This window comes from Burkholderia pyrrocinia, from assembly GCF_001028665.1.
In the GTDB taxonomy this organism is placed as follows: domain Bacteria; phylum Pseudomonadota; class Gammaproteobacteria; order Burkholderiales; family Burkholderiaceae; genus Burkholderia; species Burkholderia pyrrocinia.
In genome coordinates this window covers 1,117,724-1,139,274 of sequence record NZ_CP011504.1, presented here as the reverse complement: position 1 = coordinate 1,139,274, position 21,551 = coordinate 1,117,724, and the positions used below count along the sequence as shown (strand labels likewise).

Annotated in this window: 24 protein-coding genes; 6 read left to right on the top strand and 18 right to left on the bottom strand. The window is 63.8% G+C overall.

Annotated features, from left to right (window positions below; all coding sequences use genetic code 11):
* Window positions 1–85 precede the first annotated feature (85 nt).
* Complete coding sequence (locus tag ABD05_RS21390; RefSeq protein WP_047902095.1) at window positions 86–697, bottom strand: helix-turn-helix domain-containing protein; 612 nt, start codon at window positions 695–697, stop codon at window positions 86–88.
* A 161-nt stretch (window positions 698–858) separates the two neighbouring features.
* Between ABD05_RS21390 and ABD05_RS21385 the strand changes: the two genes are divergently transcribed.
* Complete coding sequence (locus ABD05_RS21385) at window positions 859–2,058, top strand: glycine C-acetyltransferase (protein WP_047902094.1); 1,200 nt, start codon at window positions 859–861, stop codon at window positions 2,056–2,058.
* A gap of 13 nt (window positions 2,059–2,071) precedes the next feature.
* Window positions 2,072–3,100, top strand: a complete 1,029-nt coding sequence (tdh, locus tag ABD05_RS21380; RefSeq protein ID WP_047902093.1) for an L-threonine 3-dehydrogenase — start codon at window positions 2,072–2,074, stop codon at window positions 3,098–3,100.
* A 385-nt stretch (window positions 3,101–3,485) separates the two neighbouring features.
* On the opposite strand, the gene ABD05_RS21375 is transcribed toward tdh, so the two are convergent.
* Window positions 3,486–3,902 (bottom strand): hypothetical protein, encoded by a 417-nt coding sequence (locus tag ABD05_RS21375; protein WP_047902092.1) that lies wholly within the window; start codon window positions 3,900–3,902, stop codon window positions 3,486–3,488.
* Complete coding sequence (locus ABD05_RS21370) at window positions 3,899–4,537, bottom strand: GNAT family N-acetyltransferase (protein ID WP_047902091.1); 639 nt, start codon at window positions 4,535–4,537, stop codon at window positions 3,899–3,901. The genes ABD05_RS21375 and ABD05_RS21370 overlap by 4 nt, the downstream gene beginning before the upstream one ends.
* A gap of 193 nt (window positions 4,538–4,730) precedes the next feature.
* Between ABD05_RS21370 and ABD05_RS21365 the strand changes: the two genes are divergently transcribed.
* Window positions 4,731–5,336, top strand: a complete 606-nt coding sequence (locus ABD05_RS21365; protein WP_047902090.1) for a TetR/AcrR family transcriptional regulator — start codon at window positions 4,731–4,733, stop codon at window positions 5,334–5,336.
* A gap of 64 nt (window positions 5,337–5,400) precedes the next feature.
* A complete protein-coding gene (locus tag ABD05_RS21360) occupies window positions 5,401–5,880 on the top strand; it encodes a nuclear transport factor 2 family protein (protein ID WP_047902089.1) in 480 nt (159 codons plus the stop codon).
* 496 nt (window positions 5,881–6,376) lie between these two features.
* Here ABD05_RS21360 and ABD05_RS21355 read toward each other — a convergent pair whose 3' ends face one another.
* Window positions 6,377–7,462 carry a tartrate dehydrogenase gene (locus ABD05_RS21355; RefSeq protein ID WP_047902088.1) on the bottom strand — a complete coding sequence of 362 codons (1,086 nt, stop codon included), beginning with the start codon at window positions 7,460–7,462 and terminating at the stop codon, window positions 6,377–6,379.
* A 116-nt stretch (window positions 7,463–7,578) separates the two neighbouring features.
* Between ABD05_RS21355 and ABD05_RS21350 the strand changes: the two genes are divergently transcribed.
* Window positions 7,579–8,502, top strand: coding sequence for a LysR substrate-binding domain-containing protein (locus tag ABD05_RS21350; RefSeq protein ID WP_047902087.1), 924 nt, complete (start codon window positions 7,579–7,581; stop codon window positions 8,500–8,502).
* 138 nt (window positions 8,503–8,640) lie between these two features.
* On the opposite strand, the gene ABD05_RS21345 is transcribed toward ABD05_RS21350, so the two are convergent.
* From ABD05_RS21345 to ABD05_RS21330, 4 genes are read right to left on the bottom strand one after another with little or no spacing between them, the layout of a single operon-like run.
* Window positions 8,641–9,105 (bottom strand): hypothetical protein, encoded by a 465-nt coding sequence (locus tag ABD05_RS21345; RefSeq protein WP_047902086.1) that lies wholly within the window; start codon window positions 9,103–9,105, stop codon window positions 8,641–8,643.
* Window positions 9,106–9,165: 60 nt separating this feature from the next.
* Complete coding sequence (locus ABD05_RS21340) at window positions 9,166–10,380, bottom strand: patatin-like phospholipase family protein (RefSeq protein ID WP_047902085.1); 1,215 nt, start codon at window positions 10,378–10,380, stop codon at window positions 9,166–9,168.
* Window positions 10,377–11,162 carry a 3-hydroxybutyrate dehydrogenase gene (locus tag ABD05_RS21335; RefSeq protein WP_047902084.1) on the bottom strand — a complete coding sequence of 262 codons (786 nt, stop codon included), beginning with the start codon at window positions 11,160–11,162 and terminating at the stop codon, window positions 10,377–10,379. The genes ABD05_RS21340 and ABD05_RS21335 overlap by 4 nt, the downstream gene beginning before the upstream one ends.
* Window positions 11,163–11,213: 51 nt before the next feature.
* Entirely contained in the window at window positions 11,214–11,954 is a 741-nt protein-coding gene (locus tag ABD05_RS21330) for an acetoacetate decarboxylase (RefSeq protein WP_047902083.1), read from the bottom strand.
* 439 nt (window positions 11,955–12,393) lie between these two features.
* Between ABD05_RS21330 and ABD05_RS21325 the strand changes: the two genes are divergently transcribed.
* A complete protein-coding gene (locus ABD05_RS21325) occupies window positions 12,394–12,975 on the top strand; it encodes an undecaprenyl-diphosphatase (RefSeq protein WP_047902082.1) in 582 nt (193 codons plus the stop codon).
* A gap of 26 nt (window positions 12,976–13,001) precedes the next feature.
* Here the strand turns inward: ABD05_RS21325 and ABD05_RS21320 are convergent, their stop codons facing one another.
* The 10 genes from ABD05_RS21320 to ABD05_RS21275 all read right to left on the bottom strand — a co-directional run bounded on the left by ABD05_RS21320 (window position 13,002) and on the right by ABD05_RS21275 (window position 21,547).
* A complete protein-coding gene (locus ABD05_RS21320) occupies window positions 13,002–13,235 on the bottom strand; it encodes a hypothetical protein (protein WP_047903709.1) in 234 nt (77 codons plus the stop codon).
* 213 nt (window positions 13,236–13,448) lie between these two features.
* A complete protein-coding gene (locus ABD05_RS21315) occupies window positions 13,449–14,270 on the bottom strand; it encodes a siderophore-interacting protein (RefSeq protein WP_047902081.1) in 822 nt (273 codons plus the stop codon).
* A gap of 38 nt (window positions 14,271–14,308) precedes the next feature.
* Window positions 14,309–15,019, bottom strand: a complete 711-nt coding sequence (locus tag ABD05_RS21310; RefSeq protein WP_047903708.1) for a PadR family transcriptional regulator — start codon at window positions 15,017–15,019, stop codon at window positions 14,309–14,311.
* 271 nt (window positions 15,020–15,290) lie between these two features.
* Window positions 15,291–16,547, bottom strand: coding sequence for a HEAT repeat domain-containing protein (locus ABD05_RS21305; RefSeq protein WP_047902080.1), 1,257 nt, complete (start codon window positions 16,545–16,547; stop codon window positions 15,291–15,293).
* Window positions 16,548–16,551: 4 nt separating this feature from the next.
* Complete coding sequence (locus ABD05_RS21300; protein ID WP_047902079.1) at window positions 16,552–17,292, bottom strand: hypothetical protein; 741 nt, start codon at window positions 17,290–17,292, stop codon at window positions 16,552–16,554.
* A gap of 13 nt (window positions 17,293–17,305) precedes the next feature.
* The gene (locus tag ABD05_RS21295; RefSeq protein ID WP_047902078.1) at window positions 17,306–18,337 is read right to left on the bottom strand and encodes a type VI immunity family protein; all 1,032 of its coding nucleotides are present in this window, start codon (window positions 18,335–18,337) and stop codon (window positions 17,306–17,308) included.
* 5 nt (window positions 18,338–18,342) lie between these two features.
* Complete coding sequence (locus ABD05_RS38350; RefSeq protein WP_047902077.1) at window positions 18,343–18,924, bottom strand: hypothetical protein; 582 nt, start codon at window positions 18,922–18,924, stop codon at window positions 18,343–18,345.
* A gap of 16 nt (window positions 18,925–18,940) precedes the next feature.
* A complete protein-coding gene (locus ABD05_RS21285) occupies window positions 18,941–19,453 on the bottom strand; it encodes a DUF4150 domain-containing protein (RefSeq protein ID WP_082146183.1) in 513 nt (170 codons plus the stop codon).
* Window positions 19,438–20,532, bottom strand: coding sequence for a hypothetical protein (locus tag ABD05_RS21280; protein ID WP_047902076.1), 1,095 nt, complete (start codon window positions 20,530–20,532; stop codon window positions 19,438–19,440). The genes ABD05_RS21285 and ABD05_RS21280 overlap by 16 nt, the downstream gene beginning before the upstream one ends.
* Window positions 20,522–21,547, bottom strand: a complete 1,026-nt coding sequence (locus ABD05_RS21275; protein ID WP_053059959.1) for a DUF2169 family type VI secretion system accessory protein — start codon at window positions 21,545–21,547, stop codon at window positions 20,522–20,524. Before ABD05_RS21275 ends, ABD05_RS21280 begins: the two co-directional genes overlap by 11 nt.
* Window positions 21,548–21,551 lie beyond the last annotated feature (4 nt).

Genomic DNA, 21,551 nt, shown 5'->3' with positions numbered 1-21,551 from the left:
CGGCCCATGCATGGCGGAATGTCCGTATACTGTACAAACATACAGTACTTTCCGCAACTGGGCCTTTGGCCAGCTATACGCGCCGTCAGCGATGTATCACGATCAGCAGTGCCCGCGCTTCGGCCTTGCCGGGATTGCGGATCGCATGCGGCTCGTCGGCCGGGTAGCGTGCCGTGTCGCCGGCCTTCAGGCGCCGGCTGGCCGCCGCGGCTTCGATCTCCATCGCGCCCTGCAGCACGGTGAGGTGCTCGCGCGTGCCGGGTTCGTGCGCGTTCGATACGAGTGCGCCGCCGCCCGGCAGCGTCAGCTCGTACCACTCGAACTTGCCGGCGAGGTCGATCGGGCCCCATACACGAAGCTGGTACCGGCCGTCGTGGCCGGCGAGTGTCGGAATGTCGTGCGGGCCGTCTACACGGATCGTCTCCGGTGCCTTCGGCTGCGAGAACAGCTCGTCGAGCGTGATGCCGAGTGCGTTCGTCAGCCGCCAGGCGACGGCGATCGTCGGGTTGGCCTTGTCGCGTTCGATCTCGGAGAGCATCGATTTCGATACGCCGGCCGCGCGCGACAGGTCGTCGAGTGTCAGCTTGCGCTCGTTGCGCAGCCGCTGGATCTGCTCGCCGACACGCGGCGGCGTGGCGGCCGGCGGTTGCGGTGCGGCGCCGGCAGGCGTGCGCCGCGATCCGGAGGAACTTGCCATTTGGATTCCGTTCGCTTAGAGTTGTTCGGTATTTCGAATTCTAGTTCGGAATATCGGATAAATGCGGTCAACCGAACGACCGACTATAACAGTAGCAGGCCGCTGCGCCGCCGCCACGAGCGGTGCGCTGCGGAATGCGAATCCCTGTCAGGAGCTTTGCGATGCGTGATGCCTTTCTCGCCCGGGTGCGCGGGACGCTCGACCAGATCCGCGCGGACGGTTTTTACAAGACCGAGCGCGAGATCGCGAGTCCCCAGGCCGCGGCCGTGCGGCTCGCCGGCGGTGCCGGCGTGCTCAATTTCTGCGCGAACAACTATCTGGGTCTGGCGAACGATCCGCGCCTGATCGACGCGGCCAAGGCCGGTCTCGACCAGGACGGCTTCGGTATGGCATCGGTGCGCTTCATCTGCGGCACGCAAACCGTGCACAAGCAACTGGAAAGCGCGCTGGCCGCGTTTCTCGGCACCGAGGACAGCATCCTCTACTCGAGCTGCTTCGATGCGAACGGCGGGCTGTTCGAGACGCTGCTCGACGAGAACGACGCGGTGATCAGCGACGAGCTGAACCACGCGAGCATCATCGACGGCATCCGCCTGTGCAAGGCGAAGCGCTTTCGCTACCGGAACAACGACCTGTCCGACCTCGAGGCGAAGCTCAAGGAAGCCGATGCGGCGGGCGCGCGCCACAAGCTGATCGCGACCGACGGCGTATTCTCGATGGACGGCATCATTGCCGACCTGAAAGGCATCTGCGATCTCGCCGATCGCTACGGCGCGCTCGTGATGGTCGACGATTCGCACGCGGTCGGCTTCATCGGCGCGCACGGCCGCGGCACGCCCGAGCATTGCGGCGTCGAAGGCCGCGTCGACATCATCACCGGCACGCTCGGCAAGGCGCTCGGCGGCGCATCGGGCGGCTATGTCGCCGCGCGCCGCGAGGTCGTCGAACTGCTGCGCCAGCGCTCGCGCCCGTATCTGTTCTCCAACACGCTCACGCCGAGCATTGCCGCGGCATCGTTGAAGGTGCTGGAACTGCTCGGCAGCGACGAAGGCGCAAAGCTGCGCGAGCGCGTGCGCGAGAACGGCGTGCGATTCCGCGAGCAGATGACAGAAGCCGGCTTCACGCTCGTGCCCGGCGCGCATCCGATCATCCCGGTGATGCTCGGCGACGCGCAGCTCGCGACGAACATGGCCGACAAGCTGCTCGCCGAAGGCGTCTACGTGATCGGCTTCTCGTTTCCCGTCGTGCCGCGTGGTCGCGCGCGTATCCGCACGCAGATGAGCGCCGCGCATACGCCCGAGCAGATCGACCAGACGGTCGCCGCGTTCGTGCGCGTCGGCAAGTCGCTCGGCATCGTTTGACGGAGGCGCGACCATGAAAGCACTGGCAAAGCTCGAACGCGGCCCCGGCCTCACACTCACGCGCGTGAAGCGTCCGGAAGTCGGCCACAACGACGTGCTGATCAAGATCCGCCGCACGGCGATCTGCGGCACCGACATCCATATCTGGAAGTGGGACGACTGGGCGCAGAAGACGATCCCCGTGCCGATGCACGTCGGTCACGAATACGTCGGCGAGATCGTCGAGATGGGGCAGGAAGTGCGCGGTTTCGCGATCGGCGATCGCGTGTCCGGCGAAGGCCACATCACGTGCGGCTTCTGTCGCAACTGTCGCGCGGGGCGCCGGCATCTGTGCCGCAACACGGTCGGCGTCGGCGTGAACCGCGAAGGCGCGTTCGCCGAGTATCTGGCGATTCCGGCGTTCAACGCGTTCAAGATCCCGCCCGAGATCTCCGACGATCTCGCGTCGATCTTCGATCCGTTCGGCAACGCGACGCATACGGCGCTGTCGTTCAACCTCGTCGGCGAAGACGTGCTGATCACCGGCGCGGGCCCGATCGGCATCATGGCCGTCGCGATCGCGAAGCACGTCGGCGCGCGCAACGTCGTCATCACCGACATCAACGACTACCGGCTGGAACTCGCGCGCAAGATGGGCGCGACGCGCGCGGTCAACGTCGCACGCGAGTCGCTGCGCGACGTGATGGCCGACCTGCACATGACCGAAGGCTTCGACGTCGGTCTCGAGATGTCCGGCGTGCCGAGCGCGTTCACGAGCATGCTCGAGGCGATGAACCACGGCGGCAAGGTCGCGCTGCTCGGCATCCCGCCCGCGCAGACGGCGATCGACTGGAACCAGGTGATCTTCAAGGGGCTCGAGATCAAGGGCATCTACGGCCGCGAGATGTTCGAGACCTGGTACAAGATGGTCGCGATGCTGCAGAGCGGCCTCGACCTGTCGCCGATCATCACGCATCGCTTTGCGGCCGACGATTACGAGAAAGGCTTCGCCGCGATGCTGTCCGGCGAAAGCGGCAAGGTAATTCTCGACTGGACGGCCTGAGTGCCGAAGGGGCAGCGCGGCTTGTTGGTCGCCTGCCCCGCTTTCGTTTGCGGGTGCGTCGTCGAGATCGGAACGCGCGAATCCGGGCTTGAGGTGAGATTATTCGGGAGCTGTGTTTGCGCGCCGAATCGCGATGCGATCGCACATCGGTGACTTGCAATCGCACGTTCGATTCACCTGTCAGCCCTCGTCACGCTCCCCCCATCACGCCATTCGGCGCCTGTTCTGCCTCTTCCGCACGCTTCCCTGCTTCGCTTGTCGAGCAATCGCTCGCTACACATCGCGTGCGATGCCGTGCCGAACCGGGACGTCAACCGTGAGTCGGTGAACCTCGTCACGACTCACTCATACGCCAGGCAATCTGCATCGAGCGGTGCGCAGACCGCTACTTGTTCTGTTCACCCTTCAACCATCGCGGTTCGAGCTGGAGATTCAACACGACGAGCCAGCGCTTCGGGCACTGCGGGGCAACGTCGATCAGATCGCCGTCCATGCCGGAAACCGTAACGAATCCGTGCTGCGCCGCGTACCGATAGGCGCGCAACGCATCGGCTTGCAGCCAGAAACTGACGAGCGCGCAGGTCACGAAGCGGAACAGCAGCAACGTCGCGGCTTCGGGCGCGAAACCGGCTGCCACCAGCACACCTTCGAACGCGAACGTCAGCGCATGCGCGACCGCGATCGTGACGATCGTCAGCTTCATCACGCCGCGCAGCCGCAGCGCCGCACGCACGCGTGCCTGCCTCACGGCGAGCTGCGCGCGATCGTCGTCGCCATCGTGCTTCGGCACGTCGTGTTTCATGACGCCGCACCGGCTTGCCGCGCAACGTCGATCTGCGCCGTGTCGCAGGCACGCATGCGGTCGTCCGCGACGCCGACCGATTTGCACAGGATCGCGCTGTCGTAGTTGTGTCCCGGGAAGCGCATCACGTCGACCGGTTGAAATCCTTCGCGACGATAAAAAACGATGAGCCGGACCGCCGCGTACGGCGCGTCGAGCGCGAGGTGCGTCGCGCCGCGCGCGGCAGCCCGCCGTTGCGCGAACGCGAGCAGCGAGCGGCCGATGCCGCGTTCCTGCCAGACGGGATCGACGGCCAGTTGGCCGAGTGTCGCGACGCGCCGGCTGCGATACGGATCGCAGCGCGAATCGGGATCGTGCGAATGCATCGTCATCGTCGCGACCAGATGCGCGTTGCCGAGCGCGACGAAGCACTCGCCGGTGAGCACGCGTTCGCGCGTCGCCGATGCCGGCTGGTCGACGCACGGGCAGTTGAAGCCCAGCGCGCTGAGCGGCGCGAACGCACGATGCAGCAGCGCGGTCAGCGTGTCGTACGAATCGCTGCGCGGATCGAAGCGCCGCACGACGATGCGGCCGTCGAGCCGCTTGGCATAAGCCGCATAGGCGCGCGCGGGGCGCGCGGATTCCGGTCGCTGCATGATGTCCTTTCGCCCAGACAGGGTGACGGAAGTGTAGTGAGCGTCGCGTATCCGCTTCAAGAAAAAATGTCGTAAACGCGGTGGGCTGCATCGCACGGCGGCCGCGCAGTCAGGCCGCGAATCAGCCCTCCCGCCGACATGGCTTTTTCACACAGGAGTTGACGAGGGAGAACGATCGTTCTACCGTAAACGCATGAACACACCACACGACACTTCCGGCGAACCGGGCGTTCGCGACCGGCTGCTCGACGCGGCCGAAGCGCTGATTTATTCGGGCGGCATCCACGCAACGGGTGTCGACGCGATCGTGAAGCGGTCCGGCGCGGCACGAAAGAGCTTTTATTCGCAGTTCGAATCGAAAGAGGCACTGGTAGTCGCCGCGCTCGAACGCCGCGACGAGCGCTGGATGCGCTGGTTCGTCGACGCCACCCATGCGCGCGGCAAGGCGCCGCGCGCGCAGTTGCTCGGCATGTTCGACGTGCTGCGCGACTGGTTCGGGCAGCCCGACTTTCATGGTTGCGCTTTCCTGAACGCGTCGGGCGAGATTCCCGACGCCGACGATCCCGTGCGTGTCGTCGCGCGTATGCACAAGGCGCGTCTGCTGGCATTCGTGCGCGAGCGGTTCGATGCGTATGCCGACGAAACGGGAATCGAGCGCCGCGGGCTCGCGCGCATAGCGCGTCAGTGGCTCGTGCTGATCGACGGCGCGATCGGCGTGGCGCTCGTCAGCGGCGATGCAAACGCCGCGCGCGATGCGCGCGCGACGGCCGAACTGCTGCTCGACACCGTTTCGCGGTAGTCGGTGCAGCGAATCCGAACCGGCCGCGGGCGTCCGCGGCCAGAACCCTGAACAGGAGCAACTCATGTCAGCTTCCCCCGAAGTCCGTCCGCCCGTTCCGCCTTTTACGCTCGAATCGGCGCGCCAGAAGGTGCGCGCCGCCGAGGATGGCTGGAATACGCGCGACCCGCAGCGCGTGTCGCTCGCCTATACGCCGCAAAGCCAATGGCGCAATCGCGCGGAATTCGTGACCGGCCGCGACGAGATCGTCGGGCTGCTGCAGCGGAAATGGACGCGCGAACTCGACTACCGGCTGATCAAGGAGCTGTGGGCGTTCGGCGGCAATCGCATCGCGGTGCGCTTCGCGTACGAATGGCATGACGATGCAGGCAACTGGTTCCGTTCGTATGGCAACGAAAACTGGGAGTTCGATGAAAACGGCCTGATGGCGCATCGTTACGCGTGCATCAACGACCTGCCGATTCGCGAGGAAGATCGTCTTTATCACTGGCCGCTCGGCCGCCGTCCCGACGATCATCCGGGGCTGTCCGATCTCGGACTGTGACGTTGTCGCCGCGCCTGTTCAGCGGATCGGCGAACGCATCACCTGAGTCCGAAGGTGAGGAAATTCGGGAGGCGATGCGCTGAAGGTGAGGTTTTTCGGGACCAGGTGAAATGTCGCGTCGGACTGTGCGCTTCGCGCAGATCGATGCGGTATCGCACCGGGCATATCGGACACGTCGCTCACGCCGATATCGCTTGATGCAAGTATCGGCGCGCAGCGGTGTGCTTCACCACGCGATGCATCTCACCGATCGAACCGGTTCGACAATCTGTTGCTGACCGGTGTGCGTGAACGTGACGTGCAACTCACCGATCGGATCGATTTCAACCTGAGTCAGCGCAAGCAGTGCGCGTGGTGGTGTGTCGTTGCTCACCGCTCGACCTCACCACGCACGCATCGGAACCTGCGCGGGTGTGCAACCGCATCGCGTGTTGCTCACCGCCGCCTGATTCGTGAAGTGGTTTCCCGGCGCGATCGCTCGCGCCGGGCCTGATCGTCAGCCTGCAATCCGTGCGGCGATCGCCTCGCCCACTTCCTGCGTCCGTGCGTTGCCGCCGAGATCGCGCGTATGCGGCCCGGCGCGCAGCACGTCCTCGATCGCGGCGACGATCGCATCGTGCGCTTCGCGTTCGCGGCCCGCGCCGTTGCCGAGGAAGTCGAGCATCATTGCCGCCGACCAGATCATCGCGACCGGATTCGCGATGTACTGCCCCGCGATGTCGGGTGCGGAGCCGTGCACGGGTTCGAACAGCGACGGAAACGTGCGGTCGGGGTTCAGGTTCGCCGACGGCGCGATGCCGATCGTGCCCGTACAGGCCGGCCCGAGATCCGACAGGATGTCGCCGAACAGGTTCGATGCGACGACGACGTCGAAGCGGTCCGGCTGCAGCACGAAGCGCGCGCACAGGATGTCGATGTGCTGCTTGTCGACGGCGATCTCGGGATAGCGTTCGGCCATCTCGGCCGCGCGCGCGTCCCACCACGGCATGCTGATCGCGATGCCGTTGCTCTTCGTCGCGACGGTGAGACGCTTCGCGCGCCGCTGCGCGAGCTCGAACGCGAATTTCAGCACGCGCTCGGTGCCGTGACGCGTGAAGATCGACTGCTGCATCACGACTTCGCGATCGGTGCCTTCGAACATCGTGCCGCCGACCGACGAATATTCGCCCTCGGTATTCTCGCGCACGATCATGAAATCGATGTCGCCCGGGCGGCGGCCGGCGAGCGGCGACGGCACGCCGTCGAACAGGCGCGCGGGCCGCAGGTTGATGTACTGGTCGAACTCGCGGCGGAATTTCAGCAGCGAGCCCCACAGCGAAATGTGATCGGGCACCGTCGCGGGCCAGCCGACCGCGCCGAACAGGATCGCGTCCATGCCCGACAGTTGCGCCTTCCAGTCGTCCGGCATCATCGTGCCGTGCTGCGCGTAGTAGTCGCAGCTTGCCCAGTCGATCTGTACGAAGTCGAAGCGGATGCCGAAGCGCGCGGTGACGGCGTCGAGCGCGCGCAGGCCCTCGGGCATCACTTCACGGCCGATGCCGTCGCCGGGGATCACGGCAATTCTGTAGGTCCTGTCGGTCATGCAAAGCTCCTTGGCTGGTTGGCCTGCTGCCGGGGATGCAGTGGCACGTCACGCCATTCTATTTATTTCCATTCGGATTAGAATCGTGCGAAAGGTTAATCGACTTTCCACGAATCGTGAACAAATCACCGAACCTCGACGACCTGCGCGTGTTCAGCCTGGTCGTCCGCCTGACGAGCTTCAGTGCGGCCGCCGAGCAGCTCGCGGTGTCGCCCGCCTATGTCAGCAAGCGCATTGCGCTGCTCGAGGCGCAGCTCGGCACGCGCCTGCTGCACCGGTCGACACGCCGCGTGACGGTCACGGAAGCCGGCGAACGCGTGTTCGCGCGCGCCGAGAAGATTCTCGACGACGTCGATCATCTCGTCGAGGACGTGTCGACGACGCGCACGGTGCCGCGCGGCACGCTGCGCATTTCGAGCAGCTTCGGCTTCGGCCGGCACGTCGTCGCGCCGGCGCTGCTCGACTTCTCGGCACGCTATCCGCAACTGAACGTGCGGCTCGATCTGTTCGACCGGCTCGTCGACGTCGCGGGCGAAGGCTACGACCTCGACGTGCGCATCGGCGACGACATCTCCGATCACCTGATCGCGCGCCGCCTCGCCGCGAACTACCGCGTGCTGTGCGCGTCGCCCGACTATCTCGCACGACGCGGCACGCCGCGTTCGCTCGCGGATCTCGCGTCGCACGACTGTCTCGCGATCAAGGAGCGCGATCACCCGTTCGGCGTCTGGCGGCTGAACGTGCGCGGCGAAACGGCCACGGTGAAGGTTGGCGGCGCACTGTCGACGAACCACGGCGAGGTGGCCGTGCAATGGGCGCTGGCCGGGCGCGGGATCGTGTTGCGCTCGATCTGGGAAGCCGGGCCGCTGATCGAACGCGGCGCGTTGTGCCGCGTGCTGCCGGACGCGATCCAGCCCGCGAACATCTGGGCGGTTTATCCGGAACGCGTCGCGGCGTCGGCGAAAGTGCGCGTGTGCGTGGATTTTCTGGTGGAGACGCTGGCCGGCCTGAATGCCGCAGCGGGTGACGATACGGCCTGAGAACGGCCAAAGGTGAGCTTTTACGGGGAGATGAACCGTGGGTGACCGGCCAGGCGCGCAAAGTCGAAACGTGAGGCGCGCGACGTCGTGCAAATCACCATTGAACTTGCGCGACGACGGCGCCGATCCGTTCGCTTGTCACAGCCGGTTGTCCTTCGCCAGCATCAGCACGCGCGCCCAGCGCTGCGCATCGCGCTTGTCCGTCATCGGCAGCTTCCATTCGCTGCGCACCGCGTCGCGCACGCGCACGACGAGATGCCAGCGGCCGCCGATCGGCGCGGCCTGGCAGCCGTCGAGCTGCGACAGCGTATAACGGCCGTCCGCGCCGTCGTGCGACAGCCACAGCAGCCCTTGCGTCGCGGACAGGCGCAACTCGCCCCACGCGCGATGCACGACGTGCGTCCAGCCTTCTTCCCTGGTGTTCGGTGCGATGTCGCGGCGGCGCTTGATCCACCACGCGACCAGCGCGATCAGGATCGCGGCGGCGAGCACGGCGGCCGCGATCGCGACCGGCTGCCCGAACTGCGCGGCGATGACGTGAAACAGGTGAACCGCGCCCCATCCCATGGCGATGAGCGCGAACAGTGCGATGAAAATCGGCATGTCGAATCGGAGAAGAGGACGGACCGGCGCATGCATCGCGCCGATCCGTCGCACACGGCATCACCGGCGGCGGTGAATGTCGTGCGTCACGAAGCCCGCGTCGTTGTTGGGCAGCGCGAGGCCGTCCTTCACTGCGAGCGTCTTGCGGATGTCGTCGAGACCTGCGGACCAGTGGTCGCGCATCGTCGACAGACCGAACTGATAGTCCTTGTAGTGATGCTCGTACGCCTTCTGCTGATAGATCAGGTGCTGGATGTTGTACTTCTTCCCGCTCGACATCGCGTCGGCCTCGACGCACCACGGGTCGTTCTTGCGCTGCTCTTCCGGCACCTGCTCGAGCACGTGGCGCAGCACGTTGCGGTAGCGCTGTTCGCGCTGCAGCGTATCGGTGACGAAACGCGTGCGGCTCGAATACTGCACGTCTTTCGTGCGTTCGGCGACGTCGGCCATCGTGCGCGGCAGCGGCCCGCGTGCGCTCCACAGATCGACCTGGAACGCGAGCGTGTCGCGGCGCGGTCGTGCGCGGAGCACTTCCATCAGCGGCGTGTTCGACACGACGCCGCCGTCCCAGTAATACTCGCCGTCGATCTCGACCGGCGGGAACGCGGGCGGCAGTGCACCGGACGCCATGAAATGCTCGGGCGCGAGACGGATGCGCGAGTTGTCGAAGTACACGAAGTTGCCGGTGCCGACGTTGACCGCGCCGACCGATATGCGCGTCTCGCCCGAATTGATCCGGTCGAAGTCGCACAGCTTCAGCAGCGTCGTGCGCAGCGCCGACGTGTCGTACCAGCTGATCTTTTCCGGATGGTCGGACACGCCCGGCAGCGGCGGCGGGAAGCGCGGCGAGAAGAAGCCCTGCTGGCCCTGCATCATCGCGCTTGCAGCCTGCGACGCGGTGAAGAACGTGCGGATCTGGTCGATGCTGTTGAACAGCGCGAATTCGAACGCGGCCGGAATCGCCGGAAAGAACGCCGGCTGGCAGATCGTTTCCCAGAACTCGCGCAGCCGCTCGACGCGATGCTCGGGTGCATTGCCGGCGATCAGCGCGGTGTTGAGCGCGCCGATCGAGATGCCCGCGATCCAGTCGAGCGGAATGCCCGCCTCGTGCAGCCCTTCGAACACGCCGGCCTGATACGCGCCGAGCGCGCCGCCGCCCTGCAGGACGAGCGCGATCGTTTCGTACGGCAGCGACCGCGCAGCAGTCGGCGCGCCGGCTTCGTGCAGGTCCGTCTCATCGACGGCCTGCTTTTCGGTGCGGGCGTGCGGCTTCATTGCATGTACCAGCCGTGACTGACCACGAACGACTGGCCCGTCAGCGCGGCGCTCGGGAACGCCGACAGGAACAGCACCGTCTGCGCGACGTCCTGCACCGTCGTGAACACGCCGTCGACCGTGTTGCCGAGCATCACCTTCTTCACCACCTCCTCTTCGCTGATCCCGAGTTCCTTCGCCTGCTCCGGAATCTGCTTGTCGACCAGCGGCGTGCGCACGAAGCCCGGACACACGACGTGCGAACGCACGTTGTGCTTCGCGCCTTCCTTCGCGAGCACCCGTGCGAGGCCGAGCAGGCCGTGCTTGGCCGTCACGTACGCCGACTTCAGCGGCGATGCTTCGTGCGAGTGCACCGAACCCATGTAGATCACGACGCCGCCGCGATCGTCCTTGTACATGTGCTTGAGCGCGGCCTTCGTCGTCAGGAATGCGCCGTCGACGTGGATCGCCTGCATCTTCTTCCAGTCGGAGAACGCGTAGTTCTCGATCGGGTTGACGATCTGGATGCCCGCGTTCGACACGAGGATGTCGACCGAGCCGAACGTTTCGGCAACCTTGTCGATGCCGCTGTTCACGGCTTCCTCGTTCGTCACGTCCATCGCGACGCCGATCGCCTTGCCGCCTGCCTTGTTGATCTCGTCGGCGACCGCATTTGCGCCGTCCTGGTTCAGGTCGGCGATCGCGACGGCCGCGCCCGCTTTCGCGAGCTCCAGTGCGATTTCCTTGCCGATGCCGCTCGCGGCGCCCGTGACGACTGCGGTCTTGCCATTCAGGTTGCTCATTTCGAATTCCCGTGGTGAAAGGTTTGACAGGGAGAAAGGACTGCGGACGTGTTACTGAGCCAGGTAATCGTAGACGACTTCGCCGAGACCGAGCGTCAAATCTGCGACGAGGTGCCGGGCTTCGACGATCTCGAGCACGGGCAGGTCGGCGACCGGCGCGAGCGCGTGCGGCGCCAGCTCGAGCGATGCGGGGCCTGTCCACGCGCCCTTCATCTTGATGTCCTGCAGGTAGTAGCGCACGAGTTCGCACACACGCGCGGTGCCGTCGACGTGCGGAATGATCTTCAGCAGGAAATTGGGGCCGGCGAGACGCCTGGTCTGCTCGGCGATGTCGAGCTCCTTGTGCTTGTAGCCCATCGTGCCGGTCGCGACGCGCACCTTGCCGTAGTCGAGCGTGCCGAGGAGGTGATCGGTGTTCACGTGAAGGGTGGGCGACGCGAGCTTCTTCGGGAAGCCCCACAGCTCGCGGCCGCCGGCGATCGGCGGGTGATCGTCGAGATACATCGCGAGCGTGTAGCCGCCCGGCTGGCCGTTGTATTCGACGGGAATCACCTGGCCGCTTTCGGTGTAGTCGCCGAAGCCGGTCGAATCGGCCATGCGGATGAATTCGTAATGCACGAGCGGCTCGGTGACCTGCAGCGGCTCGGGGACAATTTCGCGGAGACGATCCGGATCGGTGCGATACGTGATGATCAGAAACTCACGGTCGACGAAACGGTACGGGCCCATCGGGAAGGCGGGGCTGGTCAACGGCATCGCAAACGCTTTCGATCGGACATCGCTGGGTTTCATGCGGACTCCTTGTTGTTGATCGCTTCGTGGATGAGTGCTCGTAATCGTATGCCTGTGCGTTGCCGTTGTGCGATGCCGCATCTGGAATTAATTGTTGCCGATTTCGAGAGATTTACGGCGTAAATATTGAGACGAATGACGCAAACGGCCTGGATGGCGCCCGGCGCCCCGATGTTCGCACGCGTCGATGACGCCACGATGTGAAACAGGTGAGCCTTTACGGGATGCCAGGTGAGCCTTTCCGGGAAGCGGTCGCGCTGGAATATGACAATTTCGTGAACTTGTGTTGCACTGCAGGTTCTAAGTGCGTTCGCCGCGGCGGTCGCGCCCTGTCCCGCAGGTCTGCCGCATTAAGCATCGCTTAAGCGGGCGCGCCCTAGCATCGTTCCTGTCCGACCGGGTAACCGGTCGAATCTTTACGTCCCACGCAACCGGATTCATGCAGAACCTCAATCTCGCCCTCTTTTCCGCCATCAACGCCGGGCATGCGCCGCAGCCGGGCGTGGCCCGCCTTGCCGTCTTCGCCGCCGACTGGCTCGTCTATGCGCTGCCCGCGATGCTGCTGCTGACCTGGATCTTCGGCGCCCGCCCGACGCGGCGCCAGGCGATCGAAGCCGGCGTCGGCGTATTCGTGGCGCTCGCGCTCGCGCAGGTGCTCGGACACTTCTGGTTCTCGCCGCGCCCGTTCATGGCCGGCGTCGGCACGCAACTGATTCCGCACGTGCCGGACAGTTCGTTTCCGAGCGATCACATGACGTTCGCATGGAGCATGGCGGTCGGCCTGATGGTCGGCGGCACGACCCGGCTCACCGGGTTCGTGATGGCCGCGATGGCCGCGGCGATTGCGTGGGGGCGCGTCTATGCGGGCGTGCACTGGCCGTTCGACATGGCGGGCGGCGTGCTGGTCGGTACGGCCGGCGCACTGGCCGCGCACCTGTACGGGCAACGCGTGACTGCGCTGCTCGAACGATTCGGCGATTCGGTGCACGCGGTCGTGATGGGGCGTCGGCACGCGCCGTAAGCGGAAGGAAGCCGGGCAGGACGCCGTCAGCCGGGCGAACCGGGCGCGCGGGCCGGTTCGGCCGATGTGGACGGGCCGCCGCCCGCATCGTGCAGTTCGGGCGTATCGGCCGGGTGCTGCGCGGCGTCGCGCTCAAGGGCGCTTTCCTTCAGGATCGCGCACATCGCGACGAACAGCGCGAGTACGACCGCGGCGAGGCCGCAATAGCCGGCGATCTTCAGGTTGCGAAGGAAAGGCGAAGCGTGGCTTTCTTTTGTCATGACCGGGCGCTCCTGGGCGGGCTGCGGCGGCTGTCGCGTGATAGCGGCGTCGCAGACATACATATATACCAGCCGCGATGCCGATGCCAAGCCCGTCGGTGCGCAGGCGCCACGGTCGCATCCCCCGCCTTCTGCCGGCCGGGTGCCCGTAAGCCGGGTATCAGTCAGCCGGATGCCCGTCGCCGGGTGCCCGTATGCCGGATGCCCGTCGCATCAATCTTCCAGCGTTTCGTGCACGGCCGCCGTGCCGCGCTTCCAGTAGGCCGCCGCGCGGATGCGCGACTTGTCGACGCCGCGCTCGCCGGTCAGGTGCTGACGCACTGCGCGCATCGACAGCGCTTCGCCGGCCGCCCACACGTAGCCGTCGCCGGACGGCGGCAGCGGCAGGTCGCGAACCGCATTCAGCAGCACGTCGCCGTGCGCCGCGTCGGCTTCGGCGCGGAAGCGCCAGATTTCATGCACGTCGGCACGCGTATCGAACGAAATCTGCGCGGTGCGATCCGCGACTTCCAGCACGACCGCCGCGCGCGCACCGGCGGGCAGTTCCTCGAGACGCCGTGCGACAGCCGGCAGTGCCGTATCGTCGCCGATCAGCAAATGCCAGTCGAAACCGGTCGGGATGACGAACGAACCGCGCGGCCCGCCGATACCCAGCCATTGGCCGACACGTGCCTGCGCAGCCCACTGCGATGCGGGGCCCGGATGGTTCAGCGCGAATTCCAGATCCAGTTCGCATGCGGCGCGGTCGAAGCGGCGCGGCGTGAAGTCGCGCGCGACCGGCTTCGGCTCGCCTTCGGGAAACTCGGGGCCGTTCGCGCCGAGCGTCGGCATCGCGGGCCGTTCGGCGCCGGGCGGCGGGAAAAACACCTTCACGTGATCGTCGAACGATGCGGATTCGAAATCCGCGAGATCGGGGCCGCCGAGCGTGACGCGCAGCAGATGCGGCGTCACGGCGTGCACGCGCAGGACCTGCAGCAGGCGGAACTTGAGGGTATGGCGCACGCGGGTGACGGTGCGCTCGGATGTGTTCTGCATCGATCCGTACTCCTTGGTTTTTGACGGGGCGGCGCGGGTTACGCGCCGGTGCCGCCTTCGATTTCGGCCGTCGCGCGGCGCATGATGGCCGCGATACGGCGCTGTTCGTCGGGGCCGGCTGCGCTCTTGTGCAGCAGCGCCCGCTTGAGCGCGACGCGCGCCTCGACGAACTCCGGCAGCCAGCCGGCCTGCGATTCGTCCTGCGCGTCGTTGCCCGCCGATTCCCCGGCGAACGCACGGCGCATGAATTCCATCTTGCGGGCGAGGTGCGTGAGGCGCGCGAACAGCGTGTCGACGCGTTCGCGCTGCGCGTCGAGATGTGCGCGGCCGGCGTCGGTCAGCGCGTAGCGCTTGCGATTGCCTTCCGCCTGCGACGCGACGAAGCCGACTTCTTCGAGATACGTGAGCGCCGGATACACCATGCCCGGGCTCGGGCTGTAGAAACCGTTCGAACGCGTGTCGAGCGCCTTGATCAGCTCGTAGCCGTGGCTCGGTTGCTCGGCAACCAGCGCGAGCAGCAGCAACTGGAGATCGTCGGAGCTGAACTGGCGGCCGCGCGGCATGCCGTCGTCGCCGAAATCGCCAAAGCCGCCGCGCCCGCCACGGCCGCCGAACGGGCCGCCACCGAAAGGATCGTGGCCGCGACGGTGGCGGCCGATCGCGTACCAGAGACCTGCGAACCAGTCAGGGCGGGCATGCGCGCCATGACCGTCGCATCGGGCATGGCCGCGGGAGGGGTTGTGTCGCATGATCATGTCCTATATGTCGTAAAACATATCTAAAGATATATATCGAAAGATATGTCGTCAAGGGGGTTTATTTGGGGTGCGATGGGCGGGGAATGTCTTGTAGGTTGGCAAAAAAGGGCCTTTTTTGCAGTATTTGAACAAGACTATCTATTTGTTCTAATCGATAGTAATGAAGCTGCAACGCAGGCTGGACTGCCGTGGATATTCGGACGCGAGCCACCGGCACCGCGGTACTTGGCTAACTACCCGGGGAGGTTTTCGAAACTGCCCTTTACACAAATTTGCGCATCGTCACCGAAAGCTCCTGGGCCTGGAAAAAACCCGGTGCCATGGGGTCGAGGCGAATCCCCCCCTCCCGACCCTCGAGCCAATATCCGGCAATGACGCGCTGTAGCTGCATTCCGTTTCGAAGTATCGAAACAGCGTGTTGCGTCGTTATCGCTCGGCCGGCGACAACGTGACTATCCGATGATGCGTCACCTGTTTGCGACTCTGCTCCACCCGATTCATACCGATGATTCCCCTCGTGGAAAAAGAACATTTCCGGCTGATCGATGGGGGCAAATTCGACGCTGGAATCATCACTGTCGATTCGTTTTGGATCGGATACGTTCCCTGCAGGTTGATATCCGGCAACAGCGACGTGGCACAGCCTTGCCAACGTCGACAATTGAGGGGCGTCGATTTTGCCGGACAGGTAAGGAAGCAGCGCCGGCAATCCGGAAAAAGCGGTACAGACAAGCGCCTCGCGGCGCCACCCCTGATTCTCCAATCGTTCGATCCATGCGGGAACATCGGACGGGGGCAAGGCGGTCATGGCACGATAAAAGAGTTCGGGGCATTCCAGATCCGCCCACTGAGCGCCCCAAAGCCGATCGAGCGCTGCGGCATCATCGAGCCGAAGCAGCGCCATCAACGCTGCGCACCTTACCGCTTGGTCCTGATGTTCCAGCAGGATCGTCATATCGGCCGCAAAACGCTGTAATCCGAACTTGCGTACCGTATTGGCAATCGCCGTCAAAACTTCTGGTGTCGAATTCCTTGGGGTGGACGCAATGACATCATCAGCCTCCCCGGGCGTTGCTGCCGCGGTCAGCCTCCATATGACGTCGAGACCGTTATCGTTCCGGGCGAGGCTAAACTCACCGATCCGATGCCAGGCAGGCGCGATCCATCTTGCAATTTTTTCCATCAATGGATAACGCGGCACCCGATCGTCCAACCATGCCCGATATTCCTCGAGTCGTTGTTGATCGCCGCCCGCGAACGCAACGATGCCTGCCGCAAACAACACACCAGGTTTGGCCCCTTGAACGTCGATGTAATTCCTTATGCATCGCCACGCCATCGCTTCGCGTAACGTCAAACCTCTCAAGTGGCCGAGCAGGCGCCTGTCCATTCGGACGAAATCACCGAGCGTAAAATCCGACAGAAGCAAGGCCCGCTCGCGGACCCGGTCCAGATGCGCGATTTCCTCAAGGTGCTCCGTGCAGAAACGTTCGGAAAACAGTTCGTTGTTATCGGACATGGCATCAGGACACTGTCAGTCCGCGGATTCGCCGACCATCACGATGCATTCTCGACAGATAGCCAACGAGCGCGTCGAAGCATGCCAGATCGACTCTGAAGACGTAGTCGAAACTCGAAGCAATGGTATGCGAGTCGTACTGATAGGGGCCGCTCGCGAACGTTCCGGCATTGGCCGGATCGATGCCGGGTGGAGCAAAGCCGCTCCGGGCGACAACGTTCGCCCAAGTCTCGATCTCGGTACAGATCGGGGCTGCGACATCTTTGGTGAGGGGCTGGTCGAATTCAATGTGCACTTCGCACCCGCGAATCGAGTCACGCTCGTCGAGTTGCCGTGCGAACGTAAATGGCGCTTCGACCAGAGGTTGCGGCCATGCCCCTTGATCCACAACAAGCGCCCGCTCTACCAAACCGACGTCAAATTCTTCGACTTGCACGATGCTGGATCGAATGCCCATGGCCGCGAGAAGATTGGTCGCGATACGCAACTGCCAGTCAGGCATGTGCTCCGTGGCAAGGCACCAACGTTGCGTTTCGCTCGCCGGATCCCACGTCGACGACATAACCTCCACGGATGCGTGACGATTCTCGCCGGAGTCGCTCACATAAAAGCCGAGATCGATGTACCGGGCAAATAGCGGCATCGGATCGGACATGACCAGATCGGAGGTCTCAAGCGAGGTACCCTCCGCATTCTTCTCGAGATAGGCGACGCCCATGCCTTGCCCCGTGATGTCGACTCGCATCACTCACACCTCGTCAGTTATCCGATCGATCGAAGGCATCGAGCCATTCCTGCACCCCGTGCTGTCGAAACTCCCACGGCAGCAGGCCGCCATCCACCGTATCGAGCCTGACCGGCCGCACCAGTTTTGCCACGGGACCATATGCAATCACGTAGTCGTCGCGCGAGGCATCCCCAAGCTGCGGCTCCGGCGCGGCCTGCAAGCAGACACCATGTTCGAGCTGGCGCAGACGCACCGATGTTCCGGCAATGCGCTCCTCGATCCCCGAAAGGCCGCCGATCCAGTCGACCTGATTCTCGCTCAGGAAGGTCAACCAGTTCGCCCGCTTCAGATAGGGGCGCGCCATAGCCGCCTGATGCCGCTCCGTGAACTCGGGGTCACGCTGCCGCAACTTGTTGCCCACACCGACCATGACGCTCACGACATCAAACCCCGGGTATCGCTGCATCAGCGCAGCTACCCGGTTGCGGGTCTCCGAATCGAGATCGGGTGACGGAAAATTGATGGGAAAGTTGAGACCAAACCCGCAGGACCCCGAAATGAAGCGTCTGTTCGCAACGATATCGAACTCGCACAACCAGTCCGCGACACGATTGCCGGTCACCAGCGGATGGTCGAGCGGCAACGTCAGATTGAGCATGGTGTGCATCGGGAGCGATCGCCGCTCGGTCGCACGCCATTGCTTCAGTTCGGCGGGTGCCGGCTCGACATAGGGACGATGGGCGAAGTCGATCCTCAGGCTGCTGGCCGTCGCCCCCACGTCGGCACCGTTTTCCATCAGGCAATAGAATTTTTTCGGAAACGGGACCGGGTTTTCGCACCAGGTCGCAACGAGGCTTTCCGAGCGCTTGTTGATGGGTTTCCAGCGTCCGTCACCGGTGTTGTAGTGCGTCAGACGATCGCCCAGTGCTTCACGCGCACGCCTGTAGAAATCGAGGATTTCAGGACCTTCGTCAAATTCCATCGCCCACTCGAACAACAGGCACGGACTGATCAAAGCGACATCGGCCTTTTCGAAGCCGAGATTCGTTGCGTCTTGCATCATGCTCCTCACGGAATGACGAATTCGGGCACCATCCCGCCAGCCCCGGCCCCACCCAGGCCGAAAGATGGCAACCCACCGGGATATTCCAGAAGCGGCATGCCATACATCCCCATGCCCGGAACGGGAACCTGCTTCAAGACCTCTTCCTGCTGGACTTTGGTCCCCTTTCCGCACCCGCATTTCTCAGGGTCCAGACTCGGATCCTCATTGGAGTACGGATTACGTCCGCCGTTCTCCTGCTCGTTGATCGTGTTGTAGTCCTGACGCTGCAAATTGCCATTACCCGCACCGGGGTTCGTCCGCCAGGTATCCACGGTTCCATCGGATCGCGTGAACTTCAGATCGAGTACGCTCGTTTTCCCTCCGTTAGTCACCGTGAGGTCCGGAAAGCGCATTTGTTCGGTCGACCCTTTGAGAAAACTGTTGAGCAAGTGCTGCCAGCTGGAATAGTTGCTGTTCCAGCTGCCGTCGGAACGTTGCCCCCAAGGCTTCTGGGACTCGATATCCAAGTCCTTGTTGCCGGTTGCGTCCTTGTATTTGTCCCATGCTTCCTGGAAGCATTTCTCTTTCGCCGACATCTTGGGCATATCGAATCTCCGAGCGTCAAGCCGTTATCCCGCCCATTGGCACGTTCTTGATCTTGACGAAATCACCACCATCGTTCCCCGCATCGCACCAGCAAAAAATGCGGCAAAGAATTCCACCCTGATCGAGCAGATTTGACTGCACCTCGGCAGGAGTATTGGTATTCGGGTTGTTGCCATTCATCATCATGGGATCGGAGAGCCGCGCGACATTGCGCCCCTCGATCTTGACGTCGTAGCTGTAGTTCGTAAATTTTGCCCATCCGCGGTTGACCCCCGACACCACGCCGCCCCCCACACCTGGCTCGTCGCCATAGCTGGGCTTGAACTCCGACTCTTTCAGCGCTGCGGGAACCCCATTCGTACGAACGGTCTTCGATCCATTGACGAGATCGCGCGAAAACGCAACATTCGTATAAGGCACAACGCCGGCGCCCGGTGTCTTGCAGAAGTCGGGTGCTGCGCAGGTCGCCACCCCTCCGCTTTTCGAATGAACATTGGTCAGCTTGTTGACGATTACTGTAGATGCCATGACGCCCCCTCTCCATCAGAACCAATACGTTCAAGCAGGCAGGCTGCGCGTGACAGCCTGGTGTCGGACGCGGCAAAAATCAGCGAATGTCGCCGCGGCGTCACGATATCCATTAATTCGTCGTGCGCCAACATGCACAGCATTGCCGCAGATGCCGCGCCGGTGTCTCCCCAGATGTCCGCCGGGTGGCTGATATCGAGCGGGTGCGCGAATTGGCGGCCGTTGCGCAAAAACGCGAAATCCCACTCCGCACTGCGCCAGGTCTCGCCGGTCAGATCGCCATAGCAATTGTCCACCCGGACGCCTGTAGACAAACACTGCGAGATTGCAGCTGTCAGGCCATCGCCACGCGAGGCATGATCGGCATACCACGGCATGGTTTCCGCAGCGAAACCAACGGCGCGCAACACGACGCGTGGCGTGTTCTCCGCCGACGCTCGCCCCGCGTCTGCCCGCAGAAGGGCAAAAACCGCACCCTCGCCAGGAACCATGCCGAACGGATTGTCCTGGTGCTTGAGTCGATCGGTATCGTCGAGCCAATGCAGATAATCCATATCGAGCGGTGAATCCACACCGCCGACGATACAAAAATCCGCCTCTCCGGCCGTCAGGATGTCGAATGATTTGGCCAGGCCCGCGATAAACCCCGTATGGCCGCTGCAAAAAAAACGACTCCCGCTACGGGAAAATTGCGGCATCGACTTGCAGATTTCCCCGGCGACAGAAGCGATATCTGCGTGCGACAGCCCAGGACGCTCCGGGGGGAGTGAAAGCAGAACCGGAATGCCCCGTGCCGACATCCCGCCGGCTGCGCTCAGGATATGAGCGTGACGAGACAACAAATCGGACAGTGCGCGATGAGCCAGTTCCGTCATTCGCGAAGCACAGGCCATGTTGTCATCCAGACACTCCTGCTTCGCCAGTGCAATGGCGCCACCCCTGCGGGCATACGGGTAGCGTTTGTGTCGCGCGATGCGTGACACGCTCGAAAGTACGGCGTTGCAGGATTCGGCGGCGGACAAGCCCACCGACGTGCACGCACCGAATCCGCTCACCATGATCGGGCTGTCAAACACCATAAAATCTCCCGGTGTGCAGATCCTTCCTGGTATCGACATACGTGGCCTGCACACGACGAGCATCGCGCCCGCATGGCAGGACACTGCGCCAAACCATCACCACCCGGCTGTCGTCCGGCTCGATGATGACGCGGTCCAGTTGCGTGCGTTGCCGAACCGTGCGGCCCTCCATCGTCGTCAACAAATTGAAGTGCACGCGAGGCAGCCGAAATGCGATCTTTGTCGACGGCGTAAGGTTGGCGAGCACAACACGTTCGCCGCCGCGCAGCGGAACGTTTGTCGCCATGCCCGGAGAGGCCGCGTTGAAGAACGCTACGTCGAAATCGTCTGGAACCAGCGGCGCGCGCGTCGTGATCCACTGCTCGTCGGTCGTGCCACCGAGGCGCGCACGTGCCGGCCACGCTGGCGGAATCGCGTTCATACCGGCCGGCGCGGGTCGATCTTTCCACGATTTGATCAGGCAGCGCGGATCCTCGATATGGGGCAGCTTGCCATCGCGTGCATCGTCTCGGTCCACAAAGAATCCCATGCCCACCGGATTGTCCGAAAACCATTCCTCTTGCCGCGGACTCATTCCACCGTAGGCAAATTCGTAACGTAACGGCCAACGTGAAAACAGTTCCGGCTCGGTCATATGCAGCCCGAAGAATCCAGCCTCCCAGTGACGCGCACCGAATACCTTGAGTACTCGATGCATCGGTCCGACCGAGACGCCGACGTCAAGCTCACGCAAGGGTTCACCCTCGGGCGCGCATGCGGAACCGTTGACCATGATGGCCGTACCCGGATGCGCGAACACGATTTCGGCATCTCGTCTCAAAGTCGAGTGCCCCTGTTCCCCGAAATACTCCGGATGCGTTTTCACCGGCTCCTGCTGCTTTGACAGCGACAGCGTGCCGTCAGGGTGCAGATCGTAAGTTGCCTTGACAACCACGACCCAAAGGTGCCCCCCTTGTCGGTCGAACTGCACGGCCCGTTCCGCAGCAAACGGCGTCACATTTTGCAATTGCAACATGTCG